22 protein-coding genes are annotated in these 26411 nt (G+C 59.3%); 7 read left to right on the forward strand and 15 right to left on the reverse strand.

All coding sequences use genetic code 11. The features are described from left to right. Positions 1–156: 156 nt before the first annotated feature. The 4 genes from DW136_RS02575 to DW136_RS02590 form a co-directional block, all read right to left on the reverse strand. Positions 157–1032, reverse strand: coding sequence for a spermidine synthase (locus DW136_RS02575; protein ID WP_117629643.1), 876 nt, complete (start codon positions 1030–1032; stop codon positions 157–159). Further along, positions 1033–2940, reverse strand: a complete 1908-nt coding sequence (locus DW136_RS02580) for an elongator complex protein 3 (protein WP_117629642.1) — start codon at positions 2938–2940, stop codon at positions 1033–1035. It abuts the gene before it with no gap. Positions 2941–3037: 97 nt separating this feature from the next. Further along, entirely contained in the window at positions 3038–3934 is an 897-nt protein-coding gene (locus DW136_RS02585) for a DUF4097 family beta strand repeat-containing protein (RefSeq protein ID WP_158551306.1), read from the reverse strand. Next, complete coding sequence (locus DW136_RS02590; protein ID WP_117629640.1) at positions 3934–4647, reverse strand: helix-turn-helix domain-containing protein; 714 nt, start codon at positions 4645–4647, stop codon at positions 3934–3936. Before DW136_RS02590 ends, DW136_RS02585 begins: the two co-directional genes overlap by 1 nt. 267 nt (positions 4648–4914) lie before the next feature. Between DW136_RS02590 and DW136_RS02595 the strand changes: the two genes are divergently transcribed. The 3 genes from DW136_RS02595 (at position 4915) to DW136_RS02605 (ending at position 9737) form a co-directional block, all read left to right on the forward strand. After that, positions 4915–5787: a hypothetical protein gene (locus DW136_RS02595; protein ID WP_118288988.1), complete on the forward strand. Its 873-nt coding sequence runs from the start codon at positions 4915–4917 to the stop codon at positions 5785–5787. A 119-nt stretch (positions 5788–5906) separates the two neighbouring features. After that, entirely contained in the window at positions 5907–6746 is an 840-nt protein-coding gene (locus DW136_RS02600) for a tRNA (guanosine(46)-N(7))-methyltransferase TrmB (RefSeq protein WP_117629638.1), read from the forward strand. A 309-nt stretch (positions 6747–7055) separates the two neighbouring features. Further along, positions 7056–9737, forward strand: a complete 2682-nt coding sequence (locus DW136_RS02605) for an RNA helicase (protein ID WP_117629637.1) — start codon at positions 7056–7058, stop codon at positions 9735–9737. Between the two features lie 74 nt (positions 9738–9811). On the opposite strand, the gene DW136_RS02610 is transcribed toward DW136_RS02605, so the two are convergent. From DW136_RS02610 to DW136_RS02635, 6 genes are all read right to left on the reverse strand, one after another. Continuing rightward, positions 9812–11569, reverse strand: coding sequence for a DUF2130 domain-containing protein (locus tag DW136_RS02610; RefSeq protein ID WP_118288989.1), 1758 nt, complete (start codon positions 11567–11569; stop codon positions 9812–9814). Positions 11570–11707: 138 nt separating this feature from the next. Further along, positions 11708–12253: a metallophosphoesterase gene (locus DW136_RS02615; protein WP_117629635.1), complete on the reverse strand. Its 546-nt coding sequence runs from the start codon at positions 12251–12253 to the stop codon at positions 11708–11710. A 66-nt stretch (positions 12254–12319) separates the two neighbouring features. Next, on the reverse strand, positions 12320–12499 hold the full coding sequence (locus tag DW136_RS02620) for a hypothetical protein (protein WP_117629634.1): 180 nt from the start codon (positions 12497–12499) through the stop codon (positions 12320–12322). A gap of 18 nt (positions 12500–12517) precedes the next feature. Continuing rightward, positions 12518–12844 (reverse strand): HIRAN domain-containing protein, encoded by a 327-nt coding sequence (locus DW136_RS02625; RefSeq protein WP_117637839.1) that lies wholly within the window; start codon positions 12842–12844, stop codon positions 12518–12520. A gap of 91 nt (positions 12845–12935) precedes the next feature. Continuing rightward, the gene (locus tag DW136_RS02630; protein ID WP_117629632.1) at positions 12936–14315 is read right to left on the reverse strand and encodes an aldehyde dehydrogenase; all 1380 of its coding nucleotides are present in this window, start codon (positions 14313–14315) and stop codon (positions 12936–12938) included. An 8-nt stretch (positions 14316–14323) separates the two neighbouring features. Further along, entirely contained in the window at positions 14324–15544 is a 1221-nt protein-coding gene (locus tag DW136_RS02635) for an iron-containing alcohol dehydrogenase (RefSeq protein WP_117629631.1), read from the reverse strand. Between the two features lie 254 nt (positions 15545–15798). Here DW136_RS02635 and DW136_RS02640 point away from each other — a divergent pair, with 254 nt between their 5' ends. Then, entirely contained in the window at positions 15799–16362 is a 564-nt protein-coding gene (locus tag DW136_RS02640) for a ferritin family protein (RefSeq protein ID WP_070097113.1), read from the forward strand. Between the two features lie 241 nt (positions 16363–16603). On the opposite strand, the gene DW136_RS02645 is transcribed toward DW136_RS02640, so the two are convergent. Further along, entirely contained in the window at positions 16604–17485 is an 882-nt protein-coding gene (locus tag DW136_RS02645; protein ID WP_117637840.1) for a hypothetical protein, read from the reverse strand. 541 nt (positions 17486–18026) lie between these two features. After that, complete coding sequence (locus DW136_RS02650) at positions 18027–19463, reverse strand: PLP-dependent aminotransferase family protein (protein ID WP_158571421.1); 1437 nt, start codon at positions 19461–19463, stop codon at positions 18027–18029. 145 nt (positions 19464–19608) lie between these two features. On the opposite strand from DW136_RS02650, the gene pdxS reads away from it, so the two are divergent. Together pdxS and pdxT are read left to right on the forward strand one after the other, a co-directional pair. Continuing rightward, positions 19609–20499 (forward strand): pyridoxal 5'-phosphate synthase lyase subunit PdxS, encoded by an 891-nt coding sequence (gene pdxS, locus DW136_RS02655; RefSeq protein WP_118288991.1) that lies wholly within the window; start codon positions 19609–19611, stop codon positions 20497–20499. A 20-nt stretch (positions 20500–20519) separates the two neighbouring features. Then, positions 20520–21107, forward strand: a complete 588-nt coding sequence (gene pdxT, locus DW136_RS02660; protein ID WP_118288992.1) for a pyridoxal 5'-phosphate synthase glutaminase subunit PdxT — start codon at positions 20520–20522, stop codon at positions 21105–21107. A gap of 410 nt (positions 21108–21517) precedes the next feature. Here pdxT and DW136_RS02665 read toward each other — a convergent pair whose 3' ends face one another. Both DW136_RS02665 and DW136_RS02670 read right to left on the reverse strand, forming a co-directional pair. Continuing rightward, positions 21518–22429, reverse strand: a complete 912-nt coding sequence (locus DW136_RS02665) for a hypothetical protein (protein ID WP_117766881.1) — start codon at positions 22427–22429, stop codon at positions 21518–21520. Between the two features lie 152 nt (positions 22430–22581). Further along, the gene (locus DW136_RS02670) at positions 22582–23931 is read right to left on the reverse strand and encodes an MFS transporter (RefSeq protein ID WP_233546517.1); all 1350 of its coding nucleotides are present in this window, start codon (positions 23929–23931) and stop codon (positions 22582–22584) included. 270 nt (positions 23932–24201) lie between these two features. Between DW136_RS02670 and DW136_RS02675 the strand changes: the two genes are divergently transcribed. Next, positions 24202–24612, forward strand: coding sequence for a peptide deformylase (locus DW136_RS02675; protein WP_117758252.1), 411 nt, complete (start codon positions 24202–24204; stop codon positions 24610–24612). Between the two features lie 199 nt (positions 24613–24811). Here the strand turns inward: DW136_RS02675 and DW136_RS02680 are convergent, their stop codons facing one another. Beyond that, entirely contained in the window at positions 24812–26293 is a 1482-nt protein-coding gene (locus DW136_RS02680) for an aminotransferase class I/II-fold pyridoxal phosphate-dependent enzyme (RefSeq protein ID WP_117758301.1), read from the reverse strand. Positions 26294–26411: the final 118 nt, after the last annotated feature.

Consider the following 26411-nt stretch of genomic DNA (forward strand, 5'->3'; position numbering starts at 1 on the left):
AGCTACTTCTTGGCCAGGCGCCGGCAGCATGATTTTTCTGGGACGGGGATTAAAAAATCATTCTGTACCTAATGATTTTTTAATCCCCGTCCCAGAAAAATCATGCCCGTAGCTAAAAAAGCCCCGTCCCAGAAAGACTGGTCGCAGGGAAACGCGCTAGTCATGGAGGGTAGCGCCGAGAAAGTCGGCGTCGAAGGGCACGGCTTCGGCAAAGGCGTAGTCGCCGTCGCTGACAATGAGCAGGTGGTTTTCCTCGCCGCCGAACTCCGTATCGCCACATGGGACCACCCAAACGTGGTCGAACACCTCGAGCGCCGTGGCGGCGCAATCGCGCAGGAACGTCACGTCGCTCCCCTCGTTCGCGCTCACAATATTAGCCACGTAGATGCCGCCCGGGTTCAAGCTACCCCGCACTAAACGCAACGCCTCAACGGTTGCCAGCTCGCGCACGGGCTCGGCACCGCCAAAGCAATCGCTCACGACCACGTCGTAGCGACGATGACCCACGCTCGTCACGCCCAGATACGAGCGAGCCTCAGCGGTAATCACCCGCAAGCGGTCACCCACCGCGCGCTCCAGCTCGTCTAGGTAGAACCAGCGGCGCGCCAGGCGCGTAATCTCTCCGTCATACTCAATAACGTCCATGCGCAAGCCCTCGTGCGACATCAGCGCAAACTTGGGATAGGCAAACCCGCCGCCGCCCAGCATGAGCATACGGTCGATACCATGCCCGTAAGCATCACGCATTGCGCCCTCGGCCTCAAACACGTCATCAAACGCGCGATAGTACGTAAAGACGGGCTCTGCCCAACGCTCGCCAACGTAGCTCGCGCTTTGGTAGACGCCGCCCTGCACGAGCACACGGACCTCGTCACCGCTCTCATCGTGCATGCGCTTCACGCGCGCCAACCCATTGCGAGTTCGCGCAACCTGCAGACAGGCAGCACGAACAGCGACAGCGGCCGCACCAAGCGCCGCGGCTCCCAGAGCAACGCCGGCAACGACGCCGGCAGAAACACTCGGCTTGTTCATCTAGAGCTCCTTTTGCAGATAAAGGCCATGGTCATAAAATCCAAGATGGCGATAGTACTCGCGTGTGCCAATCGCGCTAATCACGTTGATGCGCGCATAACCCGCATCCCGGGCAATCTCGCATGCATGCTCTACGAGCAAACGCCCCAAACCGTGATGCTGCGCCGCCTGGCCTTGATCCCCCACGCGCGCCGCCATGCCATACACGTGCACCTCGCGAATCATCGCCTCGTCCGGCATCGTCGGCAGCTCGTCCGCATGTGCGGCAACAAAAGCGCGATCGGGCAGCGACAACCGCAAAAAGCCCGCGATCTTGCCCCGCGGCGTCACCCACTGCAAAAAGCGCTCGTAAGTCACCGGCGTCTCGTACGCTACTTCCTCATCAAGAGATAGCTCATCCAAGTCGGCACCCGCCGTGCTGATCTCGCGATAGCGAATCTCACGCACCGTCGCACCGTCACCCCGAGCAGCCAGGCGGTTCTCGACGAGCTGACGCAGGTTGGGCTTCTTGTTGCCCACCATGATGTCATCGGAACTAAAGTCGCGAATCATGCGGCTGATGCGGCAGAATGCCGGCGTCACCACGATGTCATCGGCCAGCACATCGAGCAGTTCTTCCTCGGTATAGGGGCGCCACTCGCCGCGCTCGTAGCAGCCCACCAGGCGCGAGCCCTCGATGAGCGCGCACGGGTAGACCTTGACCTCGTCGGGCATAAAGGCGCCCTCGGTCACAAAGCGCTCGTAGTCGCGCTTGTCCCCCTCGGGCGTAGCGCCCAGCAAGTTGAGCATAAAATGCGCGTGGATCTTAAAGCCAAACAGGCGCGCGAGCGAAAACGCCCGCTCGATCTGTGCCACCGAAATGCGACGCTCGTTGATATCGAGCAGGTGTTGGTCGAGGCTCTGGATGCCCATCTGGATCTTGGTGCAGCCCAGACGGCGGATGAGCGTGAGCGCCTGCGGCGTTACGGCATCGGGGCGCGTCTCGATAACGAGCCCCACCACGCGATGCTTCGCCGTCTCGTTGATGCGCTGCTGAAGCTCGAGCTCCTCCATCGTTGCCGCCTGCCACTCGGCGACCTCGCCCCACGGCGTACCGGGGCCGTACAGACGACGCACCGCGCGGTTATAGCCGCCCACGGCAGCATCCACGCGCTCCTGTTCGCCGGCAACACCGCTCGCAAGCTCAGCCTCATCGGTCGCAATACCGGCAGCGCGATAGCGTTCGCGTCGCTCCGCCACCACCGGCGGCAGCGTATCGGCGGGAGCGCCATCGAGCAGGCGCCCTGCCTCGGCACGGCTGATGCCCGGACGCGCCAACATGGGGTTAGCAGCCACGCCGGCAACGGCATCGTCATTGAGCGCACGGAAAAGCTCCGACATAAACCACGTCTGATAGCCTTGCGGATAGTCGCTCCAGGTACCGCCGAGCACGATGAGCTCAATCTTATCGGTCGCATGTCCCATCTGCGAAAGCGCGGTCAGGCGAGCGCTCACCTGCAGATACGGGTCGAAGCAGTTTTGCTCCGCACGGGCGCATGCCGGCTCGGCGTGCAGATAGCTCTTGGGCATGCGCAGGTCATTGGGGCAAAACAGGCAATCTCCCGAGCACGGCCACGGCTTGGTGATGACGGTAATGGTCGCCACGCCCGAAGCCGTGCGGCGGGGCTTCATGCGCAGCACCTGCAGCAGTTGGCGCTCTAGCTCGGCGTCGACATTCCATGCCGTCCAACGAGCCGGCTCCTCGCGTTTCACCCGCTGGTAAAACGGCAGCAGGCGACGCTTGGCCAAATCGCGCTTGTCGGCACCCTCACGGCGCGCCTCGGCATGTATCAATTTGACGAGTACCTTGTCGTCCACGGTCTCACCGCGACGCAGGGCATCGAGTATGTTCAAAATAATCTGTTCCATGACCCCATTGTAAAGGCAAAGGCGCCGGAGCCGATCTCGGCTTCGGCGCCTTCATCAAACAGCGCGGCTACGTTTGCGGGTCTCCGAAAACCACCCGTCACTCCGAATCAAACGACACGTCACCCGAACCAACCTCAAAACGATACGTGGCAGACTTATCACCGTTGTCGAATTCAAGATTTAATATGGTCTCGCCATCGTAGCCAAGCGGAAGGAAATCGCTCTCGAAGTCACCGCTGCCCACGGCGAGGCTCGCCTTAAAGCCCGTAGAGTTCGGAACCGTCATCTCCACGTCGCCCGAGCCCACGCTCACGTCCATCGACTTCGCGGGCGCCTGGTAGAGCTCGAACGTTGCATCGCCCGAACCGACCTCGGCATTCAGGGTGTCGGTCACGGTGCCCGTAAACGCGACGTCTCCCGAGTCCAACGTCAGGTTGAGGTCATGACACGCAATGTCCGTGACCGTTAGATCGCCCGATCCTACATTCGCTGTAATGCCCACCATGTTATCGGCAACATCCCGCGGCAGCTCGATGGTGACCGAACGATCGATAGCGCGCTCGTCATCGCAGTCGAACTGGCTAATCGTGAGTGTAGAACCCTTGACCTCGGCCAGATTCTGAGTGGCAGCATCGTAGGTAGCTACCCCCTTTGCAACACGACCGCTCTCGATGACACGCACCTGCCCGCCGGAAACGCACTTGATCTCAACCTCACCCGATGTCACATCCAGGTCAAGGGACTGGAATGAGTCGGCATCAAACGTTTCGCTCGAAAGCTGCCGAGACTGAGCGGAATAGTTACCGCCATCCAAAGAATCGTCCCCGTCAACCACATCGTCCATACCGAACAAACCGGATGCAATATCGCCGAGATCCCACGGGCCATCAAAATGAAACAATATCCGCGAAGTGCCAAAGATAAGCCCGATGATGAGCACGAACGCTCCGATACCGACGCCCAGGCGGACCTTGGACTCATGCGAGAGCTTCATCATTCATCACCTTCTTTGGCGCTCGGCTCAGCGGCGGTCGAGGAAGCCACGTCAGTATCAACCGCAGCGGAAACATCCTGAGCCTTAGCCGCCTCCGGCGCCGGACCAACCTGAATATCCCCGCGTGCCCAATCGCCATCGAGCGCACGCGCCACCCAGTGATAGATGGGGATTGTAAAGAAGATCAGCGCGGCAAAGGAGCCACCAAACAGGAACATCAGCAAAAAGAACAGCAGCCAGCACACGGCCCAATACGGAAACGACTGGAACGGACCTTTCAACGGAGTCGAGCCAGCTGCGCCGCCACTCGTCACCTGCGCCGTAGCGGCATTGGCGGCCTGCGCACTCCAGCTTGCCGCTTGCGCCGCCTTGGCCGCAGCATCACTCGCCTGCGTAGCTGCCTCCGTGGCGCGCGCCGCCGCCTCATGGGTGCGGGCACGTTCTGCCGCCTCGGCCTCGCGCTGACGGGCGCGGTCCTCGTTCTCAAACTCGATATCGTCCTCGATCTCATCGCTCGGATTGAGGAGCTCGTCCAAACTCACGCCATAGAGTTTTGCGAGCGAGATCAGGTTCTCGGTATCGGGCGAGCTCTCCGCACGCTCCCATTTACTGACCGCCTGGCGCGACAGCCCCAGCTTTCGCGCCAGCCCTTCTTGGCTAAAACCCTTGCTGCGACGAAGGTCGGCGAGCCGCTGCGCAGTTTCTACATTCATGGTTCCTCCTATGCGATGCCAGCCGTGCCGCCGGACCGTTTTTGTTCTTAAGGCGCCTTGCACAGTTAAAAATCTATCCGCCACCGTCAAAAGCATGCCACCTATTCTAGTGAGATTTTTGACAACCGGCGGTTGCGGGCATATATGAGCTGCGGAAATGTGTCCAAACAAAGCAATGACCCGCAGCTCGGTTGTCCCCGTTGCGGCGTTAACGGTAGTATGGTCGTACTGTTTATTCCGCACCGCCAACGGAGGGAGTTCCGCGCCGTGAACCGCGATTTCGCCTCATCGCTCATTCAGCTCAACAATACGTTCTATCGCGAGCACTCCGCCTCCTTCTCCGATACGCGCCAGGCACCGTGGCCCGGCTGGGTACGCACCATGGACATAGCGCTCGAGCAGCTCGACGTCGCCACGATCGAGCATCCCGTCCGCGTCTTCGATCTCGCCTGCGGCAATATGCGATTCGAGAACTTTGCCGCCGGCGGCGCACTTGCCGCCAAGGGCGTCGACGGCACAAACCCCTCGGCAGACGCCAGTTGCCCGTTTGAGTTCTATGGTGTTGACTCGTGTCAGGATTTGGCTATCGATGCGCACGGTCACGCCCTGCGCATTCCCAACCTGCACTTCCAGGAACTCGATGTGCTCGACGCCCTCATGAAGCTCAACCCCGCCAAGACACCCGACGTGCTTTTCAACGCCCCGCTCGCCGACATCTCGGTCTGCTTTGGATTTATGCACCACGTGCCGTCGTGCGAGTACCGCGTACGCGTGCTCGACGCCCTGGTGCGCCAGACGCGCCCAAGCGGCATCATCGCCATCAGCTTTTGGGAGTTTATGAACGACGGGCGCATGGCGCGCAAGGCCGTTCGTGCCGAGGCCCGCGCCGAGCTCACCCCGCCGTTTGAGGGTTACGATTCCGCGCAGTTTGAAGCCGGTGACCACCTCATTGGCTGGCAAAACGACCGCCACGCCTACCGCTATTGCCATCACTTTGACGATCAGCAGATCACCGACCTGGTGCGCGGCGTCCGTACGTTCTACAAGAGCGGCGAGGTCCCCGTGCGCGAGCTTGAGCGCTTCCATGCCGACGGTCGCAGCGGCGATCTCAACCGTTACGTGATTCTCAAGCGTCTATAGGCGTCAGCGACTCGTCGCTGAGCCGCACCGCATCTTTCGGGCAAACCATGCCCACCCTTTTTCAACCCATTGACGGAACGCGCCTGCAATGTGTTCCATACGTATGACCAAGGAGCCTCATGGGAGCCGTCCACGTTCGCACGCCTAAGAACTTTGTGCTCGAAGAGCGCCTGGGGCGCTACGCCGATGCAATCGAGACGAACCCCGAGGCCTATGCCGGAGATTGGCGCGAGGCTTGCGCGCCAGTTGGCAGCAAGCCCTTCGAACACCTTCACCTGGATCTTGGCTGTGGCAAGGGAACGTACCTTGTAGAGCGTGCGGCGCACGAGCCAAACACCCTCTTTATCGGTATGGACCAGGAGCCCATCTGCATCGCCTATGCCGCACAGAAAATCTGCGAGCAGGAGCTATCCAACGCACTCGTCCTGCCCCGAGGCGCCGCAACGTTGCCGCAGCTGTTTGCCGCAGGCGAGCTCGACGCCATAACCATCAACTTTCCCACGCCGCAGCCCAAGGCCAAGTACGCCAAAAAACGACTCGTCCATGTCGACCATCTGATGCTCTACCGCCCGCTCTTTTCAGCCGGCGCCACCGTCACACTGCGAACCGACAGTAAGCCATTGCGCGACTACGCCCTGGGGCAGTTTGCCGCGGCCGGCTACGACACGCTTTGGGTAAGCGACGACGTCCGCCGCGACCATCCCGAGCATCCCGAGACCGAGTACGAATGCCGCACGCGCGAGATGGGTGCCGTCGTCTATGGCATTTGCGCCACACCCGGCGCGCAGCCCAGCAATGAACAGCTCGCGGCGGGCCGCGCGCAGGAGCAAAGCCTTGCCTGCTACCTGCCCGAAAACCTCGATGAGCTCACCTATGTACCTCTGGGCATGGAAGAGGCCGTCGAGAACTTTAGAAACCGCACCCGCAAAGGCAAAAAGCGCCTTCCGCAGGAGTCATAGGGGCTTTTGACAGTCACGTCGCCAGCGAGCAAGCGCAAATAGGCACCGACGAACGACCCTCAAGCCTAAGTGAGTAGACTTTTTAGCAATAGCCAAGCACAACCCGCATAGGAACAAGTAAAACCGCAGGTAAATCCCTTACGCAAAAGCCATGTGCTGGCGAAATCGCAAAAAGTCTACTCACTTAGCTCGCGGCCGCACCAAACGGCTGAGCAGGACGCCCATTTCCTGCATTTTCTTTCGCGCTGGCACCCCGCGCCGCCGCTACGCCATAATAGTTGGCGGACAATCGCGAGAGAAAGCAAACACATGGCACAGACCACGACAGATATCGCCGCCAGCACCGTCTCCGGCGCCGGAGCCGCCAGTTCATTCTCGGGCGGCACGGGAACCGAAGCCGAATTCGGCTCACTCGGTGCGCTCTCCCCCACCTGGTGGGAGCCCGAGGACGGCAGCGAGCCCGAACCATGGCTCACGCCCGATCAAGCCTTCGAACGCTTCTTTGAATGGACGAGCGACCGCGGCATCGAGCTGTGGGATCACCAAGAAGAGGCCCTCATGGACCTGGCCGCCGGCGATCACGTCATCTTAGGCACGCCGACCGGCTCGGGTAAGTCACTTGTTGCGCTGGGCATGCTCTTTATGGGCATGGCACAGGGCAAGCGCTGCTACTATACGGCTCCTATCAAGGCTCTGGTCAGCGAAAAGTTCTTCGATCTGGTACAGGTGCTCGGCCGCGATAACGTCGGCATGATCACCGGCGACACGCATATCAACACCAAGGCACCCGTCATCTGCTGCACGGCCGAAATCCTTGCCAACGATGCGCTCCGCGAGGGCGAGGACGCCGACGTGGGCTGCGTGGCCATGGACGAGTTCCACTACTTTGCCGACCCCGACCGCGGCTGGGCCTGGCAGGTGCCGCTGCTCACCCTGCCCCATACGCAGTTTATGCTCATGAGTGCCACGCTCGGCGATGTCACTGCCATCGCCACCTCACTCGAGGAACACACCGGCGCTACCTGCGACTTGGTCGTCGATGCCCCACGCCCCGTGCCGCTGAGCTACGACTACGTGACGACCTCGCTTGAGGGCACCGTCGAGCTCGCCATGCGCCGTGGCGAGGCCCCGCTCTACATCGTGCACTTTAGCCAGGACGCCGCACTTGCGACGGCGCAATCCCTCGCCAATTTTGGCATCGCCAGCAAGGAGCAGCGCGAGGCTATTAAGGAAGCCGCCAAAGGCACGAGCTTCTCGACGGCCTTCGGCAAGATCCTCAAGCGTTTGCTCGGCTGCGGCGTCGGCGTGCACCATGCTGGCATGTTGCCGCGCTATCGCCTGCTGGTCGAGCGCTTGGCGCAGCAGGGCCTGCTGCCCGTCATCTGCGGTACCGATACGCTCGGCGTCGGCATCAACGTACCCATCCATACCGTGGTGCTCACCGCGCTCACCAAGTTCGACGGCTACAAGATGCGTCGCCTGCGCGCCCGTGAGTTTCATCAGATCGCTGGTCGCGCCGGTCGCTCGGGCTTCGATACCGAGGGCATGGTGATCGCCGAGGCACCCGAGCACGAGATCGAGAATGCCAAGCTTATGGCCAAGGCGGGCGACGATCCCAAAAAGCTCCGCAAGATTAAAAAGAAGAAGGCCCCCGAGGGCTTTGTCACCTGGAACAAGCAGACCTTTGAGCGCCTGATCGAGACGCAGCCCGAGACGCTCAAGCCGCGCCTTCGCATCACACACTCCATGGTGATTAGCGTGGTCGAGCAGGGCGGTGACGCTCGCGCCCGCGTGCACGACCTCATCGAGACAAGCCTGCAGACCCCCGAAGAAAAGGCCAAGCTCGAGGTTCGCGCCGACGAAATCTTCGCCACGCTCATCGACTCCGGCGTCGTCGTGCGCACCGAGGTACCGCCCGCACCCGACGCTCCGGCTGATGCCGCGCCGGACATCGACTACGCGCTGACGGTCGACCTGCCCGAGGACTTTGCGCTCGACCAGCCGCTCTCGCCGTTTTTGCTTGCCGCGCTGGAGCTGCTCGACCCCGAGAGTGAGACCTATACCATGGATCTGATCTCGATGGTCGAGTCAACGCTCGAGGATCCCAAGCAGATATTGCGCGCACAGGAGCGCGCCGCGCGCGACCGCGCGATGGCAGAAATGAAGGCTGACGGCGTCGAATATGAGGAACGCCTGGAGCGCATCCAGGACGTCACCTACGAAAAGCCGCTCGAGGACTTGCTCGACGCCGCTTTTGACAAGTACTGCCAGGAAGTACCCTGGGCAAACGACTACCAGCTCTCTCCCAAGAGCGTCCTGCGCGATATGCTGGAAAGCGCGAGCGATTTTAAGGGCTACATTCAAAAGCTCGGCATCGCCCGCTCCGAGGGCATTTTGCTGCGCTACCTGGCAGAGGCTTACCGTTCTCTCGACCGCACCGTACCCATCGAGAAGCGCGACGAGCGCCTGCGTGACATCATTTCGTGGCTCGGCTTTGTGGTGCGCTCGGTCGACTCGAGCCTGGTGGACGAGTGGGAGAACGCCGGCAACCCCGCTGCACTCGATGCTGCGCCGCCGCAGGGCATCGACGAGGTCGTGGCGGACCGTCGCGGCTGCACGCTGTTGGTGCGCAACGCGCTCTTCCGTCGCGTGACCCTTGCCGCCCGCGAGCACGTTCGCGACCTGGGCGAGCTCGACGACGACTGGGGCATGAGCGAGATCCGCTGGCAAAAAGCACTCGACGCTTACCACGAGCAGCACGAGGAAATCCTCACCGACGGAGATGCCCGCAGCGCCGCGATGTTTTCCATCGACGAGTCCGACGAGAAGACCGCGCACGTATGGCACGTGCACCAGATTTTTGCCGACGAGGATGGCGACCACGACTTTGGCATTATGGGCGATGTCGATCTAGACGCCACGCAAGACGGTGGCGAGGTCATTTTCAAAAACTACCGTGTCGGCTTTATCGAGGACCTGCTCGAGGACTAGCCGAACATACCGAAACGAAACGGGGCCGTTGGCAATTTCGCCAGCGGCCCCGCTTTTGCACTATCCGCTATACCTTACTCGGCATCCTCGATCTCATACGAATCCGCCTCGGCTGGCTCATCGTTTGTCTCTGACGCAGCCCCGCGCGCCTCGTCAAACGCCGCCTTCATGGTCTTGTTGCCCCACGTGAGCTTGCGAATGGTAAGATCGTCGGCTTTCTTGTTGGCTAGGCGCAGGTTGTTCTCGGAGGACAGCAACGCCTCCTTGGTTTTCTGCAGATGGCTAATCGTCTTGTCGATCTCATCGATTGCTGTTTGGAACTTGCGACTCGCAATCTCGTAGTTGCGGCCGAAATCATTCTTGAACTTTTCCATCTTGGCTTCGAAGTTCGTAACGTCGATATTCTGCTGTTTGTACTCCGCTAGCTCCTGCTTATAGCGCAGCGAACCCATGGCGGCGTTGCGAAGAAGCGTAATCATGGGAATGAAAAACTGTGGGCGAATCACGTACATCTTCTCGTAGCGATAGCTCACGTCGACTATCCCTGCGTTATAGAGCTCGCTCTCGGGCTCGAGTAGCGTGCAGAGCACCGCGTACTCACAGCCTTTTTGGCGGCGATCGTGGTCGAGTTTCTTAAAGAAGTCCTCGTTTTTATGCTTGGTCGTGGTCTCGTCGTTCTCGTTTTTCATCTCGAACATAATCGAAATGACCTCGTTACCGCTCGCGTCGCACTCGCGGAAGATAAAGTCGCCCTTGGTACCCTCGGACGCATCGTTATCTTTCTCGAAGTACGCGTTGGGAAACGCCGTCATGCGCAGACGGTTGAACTCGGTCTCGCAGTGCTGCTCGAGCGACTCGCCCACCATCTTGGTGGACAGGCGGACCTTCATGTCCTTAAGGCGCTCAATCTCTTCATCCTTGTAGCGAATCAGGTCATCGCTCGCGCGCTTGGCCTGCGCAAGCTCGAGCTCGTGTGCCGCCTTGGCTTGCTCCTCACGAGAATCGCGCACCGCCAACTCGCTCGTCAGCTTGGCACGTGCCTCATCGCGCTCTCGCTCCGCCGCGGCGACCGCCTCTGACAGGTTCATTTTTGCCATCAGTTCCTGCTCGCGCAACTGGGCACGCAGACCCTCGGCCTCTTGCTCGGACTGTGCCTTTGCGGCAGAAAACTTCTCTTGCACCTTCACGCGATAGTCAGCAAGCGCGCGCTCGGCCTCGCTGCGAGCGGCATCGAGCTCACGCTGCGACTCGGCCGCAGCGGCGGCAAGCGCCATCTCCTGGGCCTTGTCCGCCGCGGCAAGTCTGGCCTGCAGCTCAGCAATCTGAGCATCACGTGCAGCTAAATCGTTTTGAGCGGCATTGCGCGTCGCCGACTCGACGAGCTTGGCTTCGTCATCTTTGCGCTCCAGCTGCGCACGCAAATTGTCGATCTCGCGCTGAAGCTCGGCATTCTCCTTTTGAGCATCGGCGCGGGCCTCAACCGCCGCGCGCTGACTTGCACTCTCGCGCTCTGCGGCAGCGCCTTCGAGCTTGGCGCGCAGCTCGGCAAGCTCAGCGTCGCGCTTGGCAACCTCTTGTGCCAGCTTCTGCTCCGCAGTGTTCTTCTGCTCGGCAAGCTGAGCGTTGCGCTGAGACTCTGCCTCTTGCAAGGCAGCCGTCGAACGCGAGCGCTCAAGCTCCAGCGCCTGCTCGCCCTCGCGCTGGACTGTCCTCACACGCTCATCCAGATCGCGCGAAAACTCGGCATTGCGCACTTGTTTGACGATATCCGCATAGCCGGACGCATCGACCTTAAAAACTTCGCCGCAATGCGGGCACTTAATCTCGTTCATAGCAGCTCCTCGATGGACGCAAACTTCAACCGCCTTCACTCTACCGCGCCGCGCGGACAAATAAGTCGCCGCTACCAGAATGAGTACGGCGCCAGAACCACCACAAAGGTGCCTGTCCCCTTCGTGGCGGTTTGCGAGCTACAGTCCAAAGAAATTCAGGATCTGGTCTCGGCTTACGGGCTTGTAGTTGTTGGCGTCGAGGCCCACATCGTAGCGGTAAATGGGGCGCTCGCGATCGCGGTTGCGAGCGTTGGTGCGGTCTCCTCTGCTGTGGATATGCCCGTGTAGCATGATGGCGCCACGCGCCTTACCATTCCAGCTGAGCATGGGGTAGTGGCTCATAACCAGACGATGCCCCTTGGCATAGCCGGGAGCAATCTCCAGGTAATCGCGCACGTCTTCCCAAATCTGCGGTACGTCGGGATCTTCCCAGTCGCCGTCATGGTTACCACGGATGAGCGTCACATTCTTGCATTCGATACGCTCGCGCAGGCGCACCGCCTCTGCCAGGGGCAAACGGTAGGTAAAGTCTCCCAAGATATAGAGGCGGTCGTCCACAGCCACGCACTCATTGATGGCATCGATGACCTTGCGGTTCATCTCCTCGACCGAATCAAACGGCCGATCCATGTCGTGCAAGATATTCGTATCGCCCAGGTGCAGGTCGGCGGTAAACCACATCATCGTCTATGCCCTCATTTCGCAACGCGTTCAACTCGTGCTAAGTATACAGACGTAGCGATGCGGCGGTTATCCAAAGAGCCCGCCGAACAGTCCGCGGCGGCGCTTGTCCTTTTTATTCGAATCTTTTCCCGGGGTGTTCTTATCCTTTTGCTTTTTGCGGTCCTGCTCCAACTCATCGTCATCAAGTAGCATATCCCACTCAAACGGGTCATCCGTCAGATCGAACAGATCATCGTCAACAAACATGGCAGCCTCCATTGCCGACTAGCGAGCATCCACCACATAGAGGCCAACGCGCATCTGATGCCACGGGCTGCGCTCGGGGGCAACCTGTTGTACGCGGGCCTCAAACACATCCTCGTGGCCGTAATACATCATCAAGGACAGCGGGCCGACCTCGTTTCCCGGAACATAGCCAAGCTTGGTGTTGCCGTAATAGATCGCAACCGCCTCGGGATCATGGGGATTATCGTGCTCGGCACACAGCGTCAGTTTATCGCCCGCTTTAAGATCGCCTAGGACCAAAGCACCGTCGGCATATTGAAATCCTGCGATATGAAACGACAGAAGAACACGTGAAGGCTCGTACATGGCAACTCCTCTAACGGCCGGATAAACCAGCGTTTGACCTTATCGAGAAGTCTACGGGCCCGTGCGGACATAAATTCATCCTTATCTGATTCTAATGCACAAACATGCGCACGAACTTGTGCTTCCAGCTTGCGTAAGGAGCATAGCGGAATGGCACGTCCAACCACGTTGCCTTGTTCACGATGCTCTTCTTGTGGCTAAACGTATCGAAGCTCTCGCGTCCATGGTACTGCCCCATACCGCTCGCGCCCATGCCGCCAAAGCCCATATGGCTCGTAGCCAGATGCATGATCGTGTCGTTGACGCAGCCGCCGCCAAAGGGCACATGGCGCACAAAGCGCTCCTGAACTGCGCGGTCCTGGCTAAAGATATATAAGGCCAGCGGTGTCGGACGATCCGTAATAAACGTCTCGGCCTCGTCTAAGCTCTCAAACGTCAGCACCGGCAAGATGGGACCGAAGATTTCTTCCTGCATCACGGCGTCATCGGGGGACACGCCGTCTAGGATCGTCGGCTCAATCTTGAGCGACGACTCGCGCGCCGTGCCTCCCAGCACAACCTTGTCGGGATCGATCAGCCCGCGCACGCGCGCAAAATGCTTGGCGTTGACGATGTGGCCGTAATCCTCGTTGTCGAGCGGATGCTCGCCAAACATGCGGCGGACCTCCTCCTTGATGAGGCCCAACAACTCATCGTGCACGTGCACGTCGACCAGCAGATAATCGGGCGCTACACAGGTCTGGCCCACGTTGAGCCATTTACCAAAGGCGATGCGCCGTGCCGCGACCTTCAAGTTTGCCGTCGCATCCACAATGCCGGGACTCTTTCCGCCCAGCTCAAGCGTCACGGGCGTCAGGTTTTTACTTGCCCGCTCCATGACGAGTTTGCCGACCGGAACGCTGCCGGTAAAGAAGATCTTGTCCCAGCACTCATCGAGCAGCGCTTCGTTCTCGGCGCGCCCGCCCTCGATAACCGTCACCAGGCGCGGATCAAACGTCTCTTCGCAGATTTGCTTGAGCACCGCGCTCGAAGCCGGCGCATAGGCACTCGGCTTGATGACCACGGTGTTACCCGCAGCGAGCGCGCCGGCGAGCGGCTCGAGCGTCAACAAAAACGGATAGTTCCATGGAGCCATGACGAGCGTGACGCCATAGGGCACGGCTTGCGTCTTGCACACGCTAATAGCATTGGCGAGGTCGCAGGAGCGCAGGCGCGGACGGCTCCATCGAGCCACATGCGCAATCTGATGACGAATCTCGGAAAGCGAGGTGCCGATCTCACACATATAGGCCTCGTCATGCGACTTTCCCAAATCGGTCTTGAGCGCATGGGCAATATCGGTCTCGTGTGCTCGCACCGCCTCGCGCAGGCGCACGAGGGCGCGACGTCGAGCATCGACATCAAACGTGGCGCGCGTCTTAAAGTAGGCGCGCTGTTCGCCGACAATGCGCGCGATTTCCTCGGTGTTCATGGGCCCTCCTAGTTCTCATCCTCAAACATACCACCCGCGACGACCTCGTACATACGCTCGAGCTCCAAACGGTCCATCAAAAGTGGAACGGGGTATAGCGGATTGGCCTCGGCATCGGCATGGGCCGCCATTTGCGGAATATCGGAGCGGCGAATGCCCGTCACATATTTGGGAATGCCCAAGGCGGCATTCATGCGGTCGACCCAATCGATAAAGGCCTCGGCCGCAAGACTGTCCTGCGCGTTAGCCGGCGCGATACCGGCCATGCGAGCAAGATCGGCAAGCGTGGGGGCGGCGGCGTCACCATAAGCGCGAAGCATGTGCGGCAGGATGATGGCGTTGGCCAAGCCGTGCGGAATTCCGTATCGGCCGCCCAGACTATGCGCGATGGCATGCACATATCCGACATAGGAGCGGGTAAATGCAACACCCGCTTTATACGCCGCCGAAAGCATATTGCGACGAGCGCGCATGTCGTCGCCATGCTCATAGGCCTCGAGCAAATTGTCGCGGATGAGCTGCACCGCCTGACGCGCCATCTTGCGCGTGTAGGGCGTGGTGCTGCGCCCGATAAAGGCCTCGACGGCATGCGTCAGAGCATCCATGCCCGTCTGCCCCGTAATGGAGGCGGGCAGGCCACGTGTAAACTCGGGGTCGTGTACCGCAAAGCGCGGGATCAGCACAAAGTCGTTAATGGGGTACTTGTAGTGCGTCTCGTCATCGGTAATGACCGCTGCGAGCGTGACCTCGCTACCCGTACCTGCCGTGGTGGGAACGGCGATGAGCAGCGGCAGGAGACGGTGGACGCGCAACAGGCCGCGCATCTTGTTGATGGGCTTGTTTGGCTGTGCGATGCGTGCGCCCACGCCCTTGGCACAGTCCATGGCCGAGCCGCCGCCAAAGCCGATAATGGCCTGACAGGCGCTCTCGCGATACAGGGACGCCGCTTCCTCCACGTTTGAGACCGTGGGGTTCGCACGCGTTTCGGCATAGACCGTAACGCCAATTCCCTTGGACGCGAGCGCCGTCTCGAGCGGCGCCGTGAGCCCCAGACGGGCAATACCGGGATCCGTCACGATAAGAACCCGCTGTATCGAGCGCTTTTGAAGCACCGCGGGCACGTCCTCGGCATGCTCCAAAATGCGCGGCTCGGTATAGGGCAGGATCGGCAATGCGATGCGAAAAACCGTCTGATATGTTCGGCACCAGGCACGACGGGCTAGATGCATAAAGGAAACTCCTTCATTTGTTGATAGGTCAACATTTGCTCGACCGATTGTACTCAGCGGAGGTCTCGAGCGGCCTGGCAATCGTTAATCAATCAACATCTTCACATGCCCAAAATTATTTTATTAAAAATCATTCCTAATAGGCTTCACATTCGGTCGCATTTATGGATAATAGAACTCGTCAAGACGCACGTCCGGAGAGGGCCCTTACGGGACCGGACGAGCGCACAATCGCCATCGATCGAAAGGATCGAATCATGAAGTTTGTTTGCCCCGTTTGCGGTTATGTGGAAGAGTTCGACGGCGACCAGCTGCCCGAGGACTTCAAGTGCCCCCAGTGCGGCGTTCCCGGTTCTCGTTTCCTGAAGCAGGAGGAGGGCCAGCTCGAGTGGGCTGCCGAGCACGTCGTGGGCGTCGCCAAGATGGAGGGCGTCTCCGAGGACATCGTTGCCGACCTGCGCGCCAACTTTGAGGGCGAGTGCTCCGAGGTCGGTATGTACTTGGCCATGGCTCGCGTCGCTCATCGCGAGGGCTATCCCGAGATCGGCCTGTACTGGGAGAAGGCTGCCCACGAGGAGGCCGAGCACGCCGCCAAGTTCGCTGAGCTTCTGGGCGAGGTCGTGACCGACTCCACCAAGAAGAACCTCGAGATGCGCGTTGAGGCCGAGAACGGCGCCACCGCTGGCAAGACCGATCTCGCTAAGCGCGCCAAGGCCGCCGGCCTCGATGCCATCCATGACACCGTGCACGAGATGGCTCGCGACGAGGCCCGCCACGGCAAGGCTTTCGCCGGCCTGCTGAAGCGCTACTTTGGCTAAGCCAACCGCTTGAGACATAACCTCTAGCTCGATGAGGCCCGGACCGTATTGGTTCGGGCCTTTTTGTGTCTCGAGGACTCGTTAACGCCCTGAAATAGAGCTATCTTCGGCATCGGTCTCTCGTCAAAAACTAAGTGAGTAGACTTTTCGAAACTTGCCGAGCAGACCATCCGTATTGCTTTATGAAGTCGCAGGTAAATGACTTGTTTCAAAACGGCCTGGTCGCCAAAGTGTCAAAAGCCTACTCACTTAGAACCGCAGCCGTCCACGATCGAGCTGTTTTGCGTCTAACGGGCATCTTTCCGTCGATTACTCCCAATTTTGTCCAGTCAACGAATAGTTCAGACCGGAGTAATGTCTCAGCCCTTTGCTCATCTGAGCTTTTATCACGATATTCAGCATCGAGCATCCTGCATACGGCCTTAACGATCGCGCGGAATCTATCCCCATCGGATATCTGTCTGTGTGTCAGGAGAAGCACATCGTAGCCCATGGCCTGAAGGGCCGTCATGCGGTCAGCGTCACGCAAGCCATCTCCTGCGCGTCCGTGTGAGGCCTTTCCCTGACATTCAATGGCCACCTGTCGCCTGCCGTCCGGCGAAGACAAAAGTAGGTCGATATATACACGGGACTTTCCCACAATCGCTCGAGCACTTGTGCTTAGCATCACTTCAACATTAAGCTCTATGCCGCAAAAACCTTCGCCTCCCAGGGATCGCGGCAGTGCAAGTAGCAAATACGCCTCGACCTCAAAAGGCGACGCGGCGCCCAATGGAACGAGTTGCGATACCGCTATAAATCTATTGCCGTAACGCATCCCGCAAACATCTGAAAAAAAACGGTCAAGGTCTCCGCCCAAAACCAAAGCGTCTCGACGCCATAAATTTGAAGCGGCGCCGTCCTCGGACGGGCAGCGCACCCAACCGAACGTTGTCGAAATCGCGCCCGAATCAATTGCACGCGAAAGCTCCGCCTCAAGTGCCGCCGGCAGGGCACACACCGCAAACAAGCCACACATCTCCGCCAATACCAAAAGAAGCTGAAGATCCGTCAGATGCCGCAACATGATGAATGCCGTCAGTAGAGGAGACGTAATCAAAACCCCATGCTCCGTTTCCAGCACGGATTCCCCGGGAAGCTCACCAAGAAACAGCCGCTGCCTAATGCTGGCAGGACAAGTCCGTTTGTTTCTCGACCGAACCAATGTATACAACGGAAAACCGAGCGCGACCGCAGCCGTCGGGTTGCGGGCGAGATCATATCGCTGCCGGTCTTCTTCCGGTCGTGGAAGCGGCGGACACAAAGCGCGGACTTGAGGAGGCAAACGCCAGTACCTAAAAGCTGATATGTCACAAAGTAGATCCTTCATAGGCACAGGAAAACACGAATTTCAACCCAGTCAGTCACGCATTGGCGCGAACGCACCAAAAATGGCGCCGAACGGACTGCCGAGTTTTCAACAGCCCTCCCCAACTGGCCAAAAGCTTGCCAAGAGCTGGACGAAGCCCTGTTGAAAACCCCATTTTTTCTCATGCAGGAGCTTTGCGCGGCAAGTGAGTAGACTTTTTTGAACATCCCGATCAGGCCGGTCATCCTGCTTTTCAAAACCGCAGGTAGATAGCTTGTTACAAAACTGCCTGGTCGCCAAAGTGCTACAAGTCTACTCACTTAGGTTGCAGAGCGCCCCCCATTAGCTGCAATTCCAAGGTAGTTAGTACTTTTGGACTCAGATCGTCATACTGAACAAGAATTTGAGTTGAGTTTTCAGGGACAGATGCGCCATCGGCACACCAAAAACAGTCACCGATATCGATAAAAGGGATGCTCGAGCGCGTGAGGGCCCGTGCAAAAGTGCTTCCGCCCATTCCACGCTCCGCAACCACGATACAGTAAAGGCCCGCGTCTGCATGCTCGATCGAGACTTCCCCTGCCGGAAACGTTTTCCGTACAAGCGTCGCCAGGCCATCACGCGCCTCGCGAGCACGAACGCGTACGCGGTTCACATGTCGCTCGTAATCACCCGATTCCAGCAAACGAGCCAAAGCGACCTGGTCAACAGAGCTCACCGACGAGGCGTAAAAACCAAGGTTGTGCCTAAACCGCTCCATTAGCTCATCGGGCAACACCATGTACGCTAGACGCAACGCCGATGACAGGCTCTTCGAAAACGTGTTGGTGTAGATAACCGACTGGGCGGCATCGATCGACGCGAGCGCGGGAATCGGCTTGCCGGCAAGGCGAAACTCACAATCAAAGTCATCTTCGATGAGATACCGACCTGGTCGCTCGGCGGCCCAGCTCAGCAGCGCATAGCGACGCGCAATGCTCGTCACAAGGCCGGTCGGATACTGATGGGACGGCATCAGGTGAAGGACATCGGCCCCGGCTTTCTGCAGAACGCTCAAGTCCACGCCCTCATCATCCAACGGGATATGTCGAACTTCGCAGCCCATAGCCTGATAGATGCGCGTCAGGCGCAAATAGCCCGGATCTTCAACGGCATACACCTTGTCGGCTCCAAGCAACTGAACCAACATGGTATCGAGCAGCTGGGCGCCCGCACCGATGACGATGTTGTCGGGATTAACATTCATGCCCCGTGTCCCGCGCAGATGGCGAGCGATTGCGCGTCGTAGCCGAGCGGTGCCCTGTGCCGGCGCAGTCGAAAAGATTTCGCGTTCATCTTCAGATGCCAGCGTCGCCCGCAGCGCGCTTTGCCAAAGCCGCGCCGCCTCCAAAGCGGAAGGAGAAAGCGCATCGAATCGCTCGACCTGTCCGTTGACATCACGCGCACTGGGGCCCGCAGAGACGGCATCTCGGTCGATGCCCTCCGCAGCCGAAGCCAAAACCGGTGCATCGGGAAGCTCGCACGCGTAGTAACCACGGCGCGGCTTTGAGCAAATATAGCCCTCGGCAAGCAACTGGCTATATGCATTTTCGATGGTAATGACACTAATTCCCAGATGACTGGCAAAGGCTCGCTTAGACGGCAGATGTTCCCCCGCCGCAATGCGTCCAGCTACGATATCATCTCGAATTTGCTGGTAAACATACTCATAGAGCGATGCTTCGCCGCGTTTTTCCAAATTGTAGTCAAGCACGAGCCTATCACCTGACCTTATCGAATCATTCAATCTGGTATTAGTCTGGTCTTGTTATTATCTCGAAAACTGAGTATTTCGCCATACCCAGCTCCCCGATAGGATGTTCCGTCAAGCAATGCACATGCCAACCAAGGGAGCAACAATGGCAGAACAGACCAGCAAGGCCGATCGCGTCAAACTCAATCGCGAGCTCGCGCAGATGCTCAAGGGCGGCGTCATCATGGACGTCACCACGCCCGAGCAGGCACGTATCGCCGAGGAGGCAGGCGCCTGCGCCGTCATGGCTCTCGAGCGCATCCCGGCCGACATCCGCGCCGCCGGCGGCGTGTCGCGCATGAGTGACCCCAAGATGATCAAGGGCATTCAAGAGGCCGTCTCCATCCCCGTCATGGCCAAGTGCCGCATCGGTCACATCGTCGAGGCGCAGGTCCTTCAGGCCATCGAGATCGACTACATCGATGAGTCCGAGGTTCTCTCCCCCGCCGACGATGTCTACCACATCGATAAGACCCAGTTTGACGTCCCGTTTGTCTGCGGTGCCCGCGATCTGGGCGAAGCGTTGCGCCGTGTTGCCGAGGGCGCCACAATGATTCGCACCAAGGGCGAGCCGGGCACGGGCGACGTCGTCCAAGCCGTGCGCCACATGCGCAAGATTCAAAAGCAAATCCGCGACGTTGCTGCTCTGCGCGATGACGAGCTCTTTGAGGCAGCTAAGCAACTGCAAGTTCCAGTCGAGCTTGTGCGCGAGGTCCATGCCACGGGCAAGCATCCCGTGGTGAACTTTGCCGCCGGCGGTGTAGCAACCCCCGCGGACGCCGCGCTGATGATGCAGCTGGGTGCCGAGGGCGTCTTTGTCGGCTCGGGCATCTTTAAGAGCGGCAACCCCGCCAAACGCGCCGCCGCCATCGTTAAGGCTGTGGCAAACTTCACCGACGCCAAGCTCATTGCCGAGCTTTCTGAGGACCTGGGCGAGGCCATGGTCGGTATCAACGCTGACGAGATCGAGATCATCATGGAGGAGCGCGGACGCTAGTCCAGCAGAAAGGATCGCACATGAGCGATTATGCAGGCCAGACGGTCGCCGTGCTGGCCGTCCAAGGCGCTTTTGCCGAGCACGAGACAAGACTATCCGAGCTGGGCGCACGTTGTATTGAGCTGAGGCAGGCGGCTGATTTGATGCAGGACTTTGACCGTCTGGTACTTCCCGGCGGCGAGTCCACCGTTCAAGGGAAGCTGCTTGATGAGCTGGGCATGCTCGAGGAGCTTCGCGCCCGTATCGCTGAAGGCATGCCCGTCCTGGGCACCTGCGCCGGCTTGATTCTACTGGCTCACGACCTTGCCGCCCATGACGATAAAGGCACGCCGCGTTTGGCAACCATGGATGTACTTGTCGAGCGCAATGCCTACGGCAGGCAGCTCGGCAGCTTTCGAACCAAGGGGCAAGTAGCCGGCATCGACGGCGAAGCGCCGCTGACGTTTATCCGTGCGCCCCGCATCGTCGAAGTGCACGGCAATGCCCAGACTTTGGCTAACGTCGATGGCCGCATCGTCGCCGCCCGCCAGGGCAACCAGCTCGGCGTCACCTTCCACCCCGAGCTCGACGAAGACACCCACCTCCACGAACTGTTCCTGCAAATGTAGGCAGAATTTAAACGAGCGTGGATTTTCGGACATACAACAAATGAGAGTGGATAATCTCCCACTTTGAGCTTGAATGCAGGCTCAAACCGGGAGATTATCCACTCTCATCCTATGTAGTCGTTGGGGACGTTCTTAAACGACTAGTCAAACAAGAACGTCCCCAATGACTACCTGACAAGGAGTGTCCCAAACTACCGGCAGAAAAGGAACGTCCCCAACTGCCACCCCCGGAGCAAGACAACGCCGCAGGTTGAGCATAAGTCAGCGAAAACGCCCCTAAGCGAGCAAGGTGACGTGAAATGAAAGGGCGCTGACCTTCTGGTCGCGCCCTTGAAATTGAACGTCAGATTGCCGCTTAGGGGCGTTTGCAGCGTCAACTGGTTACGCGGTTCGTAGAACCGCGTAACTAATTAGAAACGGTTGCCGCGGAAGCCGCCACCGTTGCGGCCGCCGCGATCGCCGCCGCGACCGCCGCGGTCGTTACCACGGTTGCCGCCGAAGCCGCCACGGTTGCCACCGCGGTCGCCATAGCCACCACGGTTGCCGCCAAAGCCGCCGCGACCGCCACGGTCGCCGCCACGGTCACCAAAGCCGCCACGGCCGCCACGATCGCCACCGCGACCGCCACGGTCACCGCCGCGGCCACCGCGATCGCCAAAGCCACCGCGGCCACCACGGTCGCCGCCACGGCCACCGCGATCGTCACGGCCACCGCGAGGACCGCGGTCCTCGTCCAGGCCCATGGCGACGAGCGGAGCGATAACCTTATCGAGAGCGGCCATCAACTCGGTGGCCTCCTCGTAAGAAAGCTCGGGCAGGAGCTTCTCCTTCTTGTTGGCAAGCTCGACCAGGCCCTCGGCGGCATCCTCGGCAGCGAAGACGACGATCTTGCGCATATCGCCCTCGGCGTCGTCGATGCGGCCGACCAGATCGGCAGCCTCGGCCTCGGCCATCAGGCCATCGAGCTCACGAAGGCGCATGCCCAGCAGGTCGGACATCTCCTTCTGCTCCATCTTGGGCTTGAGGTCAAGCAGCTTGATGGCGCGCTCGATGTTCGCCATACGCTCGGCCTTGGCCTCCTCCTCCTTGGAAATAGCAAAGCGACGGCTACGCAGCAGGCGGGCGGCCTTCTGCATCTTGTCCATCAGCTCTTCGTCATCGTAATCAACGGCGGCCTCGACAACCTCGGCCTCCTCCTCGGCGGAAACCTCGTCAGCAGCCTCAACCTCGGCAACTTCGGTCTCCACGGTCTCGACTGCCTCAACCTCGGCAGCCATGGTCTCGTTCTCGGTCTCGTTCATGATCTCTTCGTTCTCGGACATGAGACTCCTTCTTGGCCCTCTCGGGCATCATCGCCCCATTCGCGGGGCCCGTCGCACACTCTTTGCGCTTTAAACATTCATGCCTCTCGGCAAAACGTCAATTAGTTTATGGTGTCGCCATCCAATCTAGCTGCAGAATCTATGTGCACACATTAATGCGACATGTACGACTCGCGGCGAGCGTACACAACCGACACCGCGAACCCGACAACGGCAATCACAGCCGCCACGCGCACGGCAGCCGCAAATCCAATCGCCTGGGCAACGTCCGTCGCGACGCCGGCGGCACCGGCAGCCGCTGCAGAACTCGAAAGCAGGTCGATAAACAGCGACGGGCCAAACGACGCGGCAATCATGTTCCACGTGTTGAGCAATGCCGTTCCGTGAGGATGCTCGGCAGCGGGTAGCGTCTCCAATCCGGCCGTTTGCGAGGGGCTCAGCACCAAACCGACGCCGGCATACACTACAACGGTCAGTGCCGCGACAACGCCGATGTTCATGGTCGCCGCGGTCATCGAGATCGCAGTCTGTCCCACGGCAATCAGGGCAAAACCGACCGGCAGCAGCGGCCATGCGCCACGGGCATCCATCACGCGCCCGCCTACAATCGAGGTCACGGCATTGCAGGCAATCGTCGGCAAAATGAGCAAGCTCGCAACAAGTGCGGTCATGCCGTATGCGCCCTCAAAATAGAGCGGCAACAAAACACTCATCGAGAACGTTGTCATCATCGACACCACCACAAGCAGGCACGCAGGCCAAAAACGAACGCTCGCCATGGGACGCACGTTAAGCACCGGATGCTCGAGCTTGAGCTGACGGGCCGCAAACAAGCTGAGCAGCACAAGGGCGGCGAAAAGCGTCCCGATGCCGGAAATCAGATTGGTCGAGAACTCGCCTACGGAATACACAAATGCCGTAATGCCGGCAGCGAGCAAAACAACCGACAGAATATCAAGCGTGGTGTTCGAGCGCTCTCCGACATTCTGAACAAGCTTTACGCCCGCCGCAGCGACCGCAATGCCGCCCACCAACGGCACTACGAACACCGCTCTCCAGCCAAACAACGTGCACATAAGACCGCTGATCACGGGTCCAAACGCCGGCCCTAGCGTAATGCAGGCACCGCCCAGACTCAGGTACAGACCGAGCTTCTCACGCGGGGCGCAAGACAGCACCACGTTCATCATGAGCGGAAACAAGATGCCCGATCCCGCAGCCTGCAAAATGCGACTTGGCAGCAAGACGGTAAACGTTGGGGCGACCAAGCACAGGACTTCTCCGGCGACCAGGCATCCACATGCGAAAAACAGCAGCTTACGCGTCGAAAAACAACCAGACAGAAAGGCCATGATGGCCGTAAAGATCGACGTCACGATCATGTAGCCCGAAACAAGCCACTGCGCCGTGGTGGCACTCACCGAAAAGGCCGCCATAATGCCGTGCAGCGCCACGTTAATGATGTTCTCGTTAAACGCGGCAACAAAGGCTGCGATATACATAACGATGAGAAACGCCGAAGTGCCCGATGGCGTTGCCCTAACTTGTTGCTGAGATTTGCTCCCCTTGCATTTCCTTCCTCTTGGAACGACAGTCGTATCGCCCCAGAGGAACAGTCCAGGGCGAGGATGAGCCCTAGACTTACGCCAGACGCCGCACGCGACGAGTTTGGCAACATGGTCCAACGTCGAAAGATTGTAACGCAGACGCACAGCTTTCCTTCCGCGCTATTATCAAAAGTCCACGAAAGCATGAGACATGAGGAGCCCGCCATGATTAAGCCCATCATGAAATCCGAGTTCTTTTTGCGCCTGCCCTCCGAAGACGCAGGGCCCGATGATGCCGCGACCGGGCAGGACCTCCTGGATACGCTCCTCGAGCATGAGCACGAGTGCGTTGGCCTCGCCGCCAACATGATCGGCGTGCGCAAACGCATCATCTGCGTAAAGGACGGCAACAGGGCGCTGCTGATGTACAACCCTCAAATTCTTGAGCAGGTCAATGCCTATCAGACGAGCGAAGGATGCCTCTCGTTGATCGGCGAGCGCCCCTGTACCCGCTACCGTCGCATTAAGGTGGAGTATTTGGACGAGAACTTCGTCCACCGCATCAAGAACTTCTCGGGCTACACCGCCGAGATCATCCAACACGAAATCGACCACTGTTGCGGAATCGTTGTATAGTTCCGCCGTTCTACCGAACGGCGGACCGCTTGACGCTGCGCGAGCCGCATTCACACCAATCTGACGTTCAGCTTCAAGGGCGCGACCAAAAGGTCAGCGCCCTTTCGCTTCACGTCACCTTGGCGCAAATGCGGCTCGCTCGCTGTCGTTTGCCTATCCTGCGACGCTTCAGTTCTCGCGGCGGCACATATCTAATCCCCTACGACTGGCGATAGTGATCGAAGAAGTCAGCCAAGTCTTCGAGGGACTCCTTGAGCACTTCCATGCGCGGCAGGTACACGATGCGGAAGTGGTCGGGCTCGGCCCAGTTAAAGCCGCCGCCGCGGGTGATCAGGATCTTCTTCTCGTGTAGCAGGTCAAGGGCAAACTGCTCGTCATCGGTGATGTTGAATTTCTTGACATCCATCTTGGGGAAGATATAGAACGCCGCACGCGGCTTGACCACCGAGATGCCGTCAATCTTGTTGAGCGCCTCATACACAAAGTTGCGCTGCTCGTAGACACGGCCGCCGGGACGGATGTAGTCGTTGACGGACTGGTGTCCACCGAGTGCCGTCTGGACGATTGACTGAGCCGGCACGTTGGAGCACAGGCGCATGTTCGAGAGCATGTTGATGCCCATAATAAAGTCGCTCATGCAGCGCTGGTTGCCCGAAAGCACCATCCAGCCAATACGATAGCCCGCAATCATGTGCGACTTGGAAAGGCCGCTAAAGGTGACGCAGGGCAGGTCGGGAGCGAGCGAGGCAATCGAGACGTGCTCGTAGCCGTCCATGCACAGGCGGTCGTAGATCTCATCAGCAAAGATCATCAGCTGATGCCTGCGTGCAACCTCGACGATACCCTCGAGCACCTCGCGCGGATAGACGGAACCCGTGGGGTTGTTGGGGTTGATAATGACGAGGGCCTTGGTCGCGCTCGTGATCTTGGACTCCATATCCTCCAGATCGGGATACCAATCCGCTTGCTCATCACACAGATAGTGAACGGGATGACCGCCGGCAAGGGTTGCGCACGCCGTCCAGAGCGGATAGTCGGGGCTGGGGATCAGAATCTCGTCGCCATTGTCGAGCAGTGCGTTCATCGAAAGCTGAATGAGTTCGGACACGCCGTTGCCCGTGTAGATGTGCTCCATCTGAACATTGGGCAGGCCCTTGATCTGCGAGTACTGCATGATCGCCTTGCGCGCGGAGAACAGTCCGCGCGAGTTGGAATAGCCTTCGCAGTCGGGCAGCTGCTGGCGCATATCCTTAATGACCTCATCGGGCGTGCGAAAACCAAAGGGCGCAGGGTTGCCGATGTTGAGCTTGAGGATGCGCTCGCCTTCGTCCTCCATACGGGCGGCTTCATCGACGACGGGGCCGCGGACGTCGTAGAGGACGTTGTCGAGTTTGGTGGATTTAGAAAAAGTACGCATGGGGACGCTCCTTGCAATTTGGGCTGAGGGATTGAGTTCGGGCTTGGAAACGTTGCGGGGCGATGATGTCTCGCCTTGATCGGCGTCACCGGCGAGCAGCCAGGTAACATCGACCTCCAAAATACGGGCGAGCAGCTCTGCCACATCACGCCGCGGGATCGTCTTGCCGCTCACATATTGGCTCATCTGACTCTTGCCGAGTTTTTTGCCGAGCATCTCCGATGCGCGGATCACGTCCGACTGGCGAACGTCGCGATCGGACATAGCCTGTCGCAGGCGATCGCTAAACGTCTCTTGGGCCACAGGAACCTCCTTGCTGGCAAAGTTCAATTTATAGAACACGAATTGAACCAAGGTTCAATTTAGCAAGCAGTATAGCGCC

It is taken from the genome of Collinsella sp. AM12-1 (assembly GCF_003472325.1).
Classification (GTDB): Bacteria; Actinomycetota; Coriobacteriia; order Coriobacteriales; family Coriobacteriaceae; genus Collinsella.

What these genes read in the sequence shown, in the direction of transcription:
- DW136_RS02590 (WP_117629640.1), bottom strand. Translation starts at nt 4,647, where the DNA reads ATGAATGTAGAAACTGCGCAGCGGCTCGCCGACCTTCGTCGCAGCAAG.
- pdxS (WP_118288991.1), top strand. Translation starts at nt 19,609, where the DNA reads ATGGCAGAACAGACCAGCAAGGCCGATCGCGTCAAACTCAATCGCGAG.
- DW136_RS02670 (WP_233546517.1), bottom strand. Translation starts at nt 23,931, where the DNA reads ATGTATATCGCAGCCTTTGTTGCCGCGTTTAACGAGAACATCATTAAC.
- DW136_RS02635 (WP_117629631.1), bottom strand. Translation starts at nt 15,544, where the DNA reads ATGCATCTAGCCCGTCGTGCCTGGTGCCGAACATATCAGACGGTTTTT.
- DW136_RS02585 (WP_158551306.1), bottom strand. Translation starts at nt 3,934, where the DNA reads ATGAAGCTCTCGCATGAGTCCAAGGTCCGCCTGGGCGTCGGTATCGGA.
- DW136_RS02600 (WP_117629638.1), top strand. Translation starts at nt 5,907, where the DNA reads ATGGGAGCCGTCCACGTTCGCACGCCTAAGAACTTTGTGCTCGAAGAG.
- DW136_RS02675 (WP_117758252.1), top strand. Translation starts at nt 24,202, where the DNA reads ATGATTAAGCCCATCATGAAATCCGAGTTCTTTTTGCGCCTGCCCTCC.
- pdxT (WP_118288992.1), top strand. Translation starts at nt 20,520, where the DNA reads ATGAGCGATTATGCAGGCCAGACGGTCGCCGTGCTGGCCGTCCAAGGC.
- DW136_RS02625 (WP_117637839.1), bottom strand. Translation starts at nt 12,844, where the DNA reads ATGTACGAGCCTTCACGTGTTCTTCTGTCGTTTCATATCGCAGGATTT.
- DW136_RS02615 (WP_117629635.1), bottom strand. Translation starts at nt 12,253, where the DNA reads ATGATGTGGTTTACCGCCGACCTGCACCTGGGCGATACGAATATCTTG.
- DW136_RS02575 (WP_117629643.1), bottom strand. Translation starts at nt 1,032, where the DNA reads ATGAACAAGCCGAGTGTTTCTGCCGGCGTCGTTGCCGGCGTTGCTCTG.
- DW136_RS02605 (WP_117629637.1), top strand. Translation starts at nt 7,056, where the DNA reads ATGGCACAGACCACGACAGATATCGCCGCCAGCACCGTCTCCGGCGCC.
- DW136_RS02630 (WP_117629632.1), bottom strand. Translation starts at nt 14,315, where the DNA reads ATGAACACCGAGGAAATCGCGCGCATTGTCGGCGAACAGCGCGCCTAC.
- DW136_RS02680 (WP_117758301.1), bottom strand. Translation starts at nt 26,293, where the DNA reads ATGTCCGATCGCGACGTTCGCCAGTCGGACGTGATCCGCGCATCGGAG.
- DW136_RS02620 (WP_117629634.1), bottom strand. Translation starts at nt 12,499, where the DNA reads ATGTTTGTTGACGATGATCTGTTCGATCTGACGGATGACCCGTTTGAG.
- DW136_RS02610 (WP_118288989.1), bottom strand. Translation starts at nt 11,569, where the DNA reads ATGAACGAGATTAAGTGCCCGCATTGCGGCGAAGTTTTTAAGGTCGAT.
- DW136_RS02580 (WP_117629642.1), bottom strand. Translation starts at nt 2,940, where the DNA reads ATGGAACAGATTATTTTGAACATACTCGATGCCCTGCGTCGCGGTGAG.
- DW136_RS02665 (WP_117766881.1), bottom strand. Translation starts at nt 22,429, where the DNA reads ATGTCCGAGAACGAAGAGATCATGAACGAGACCGAGAACGAGACCATG.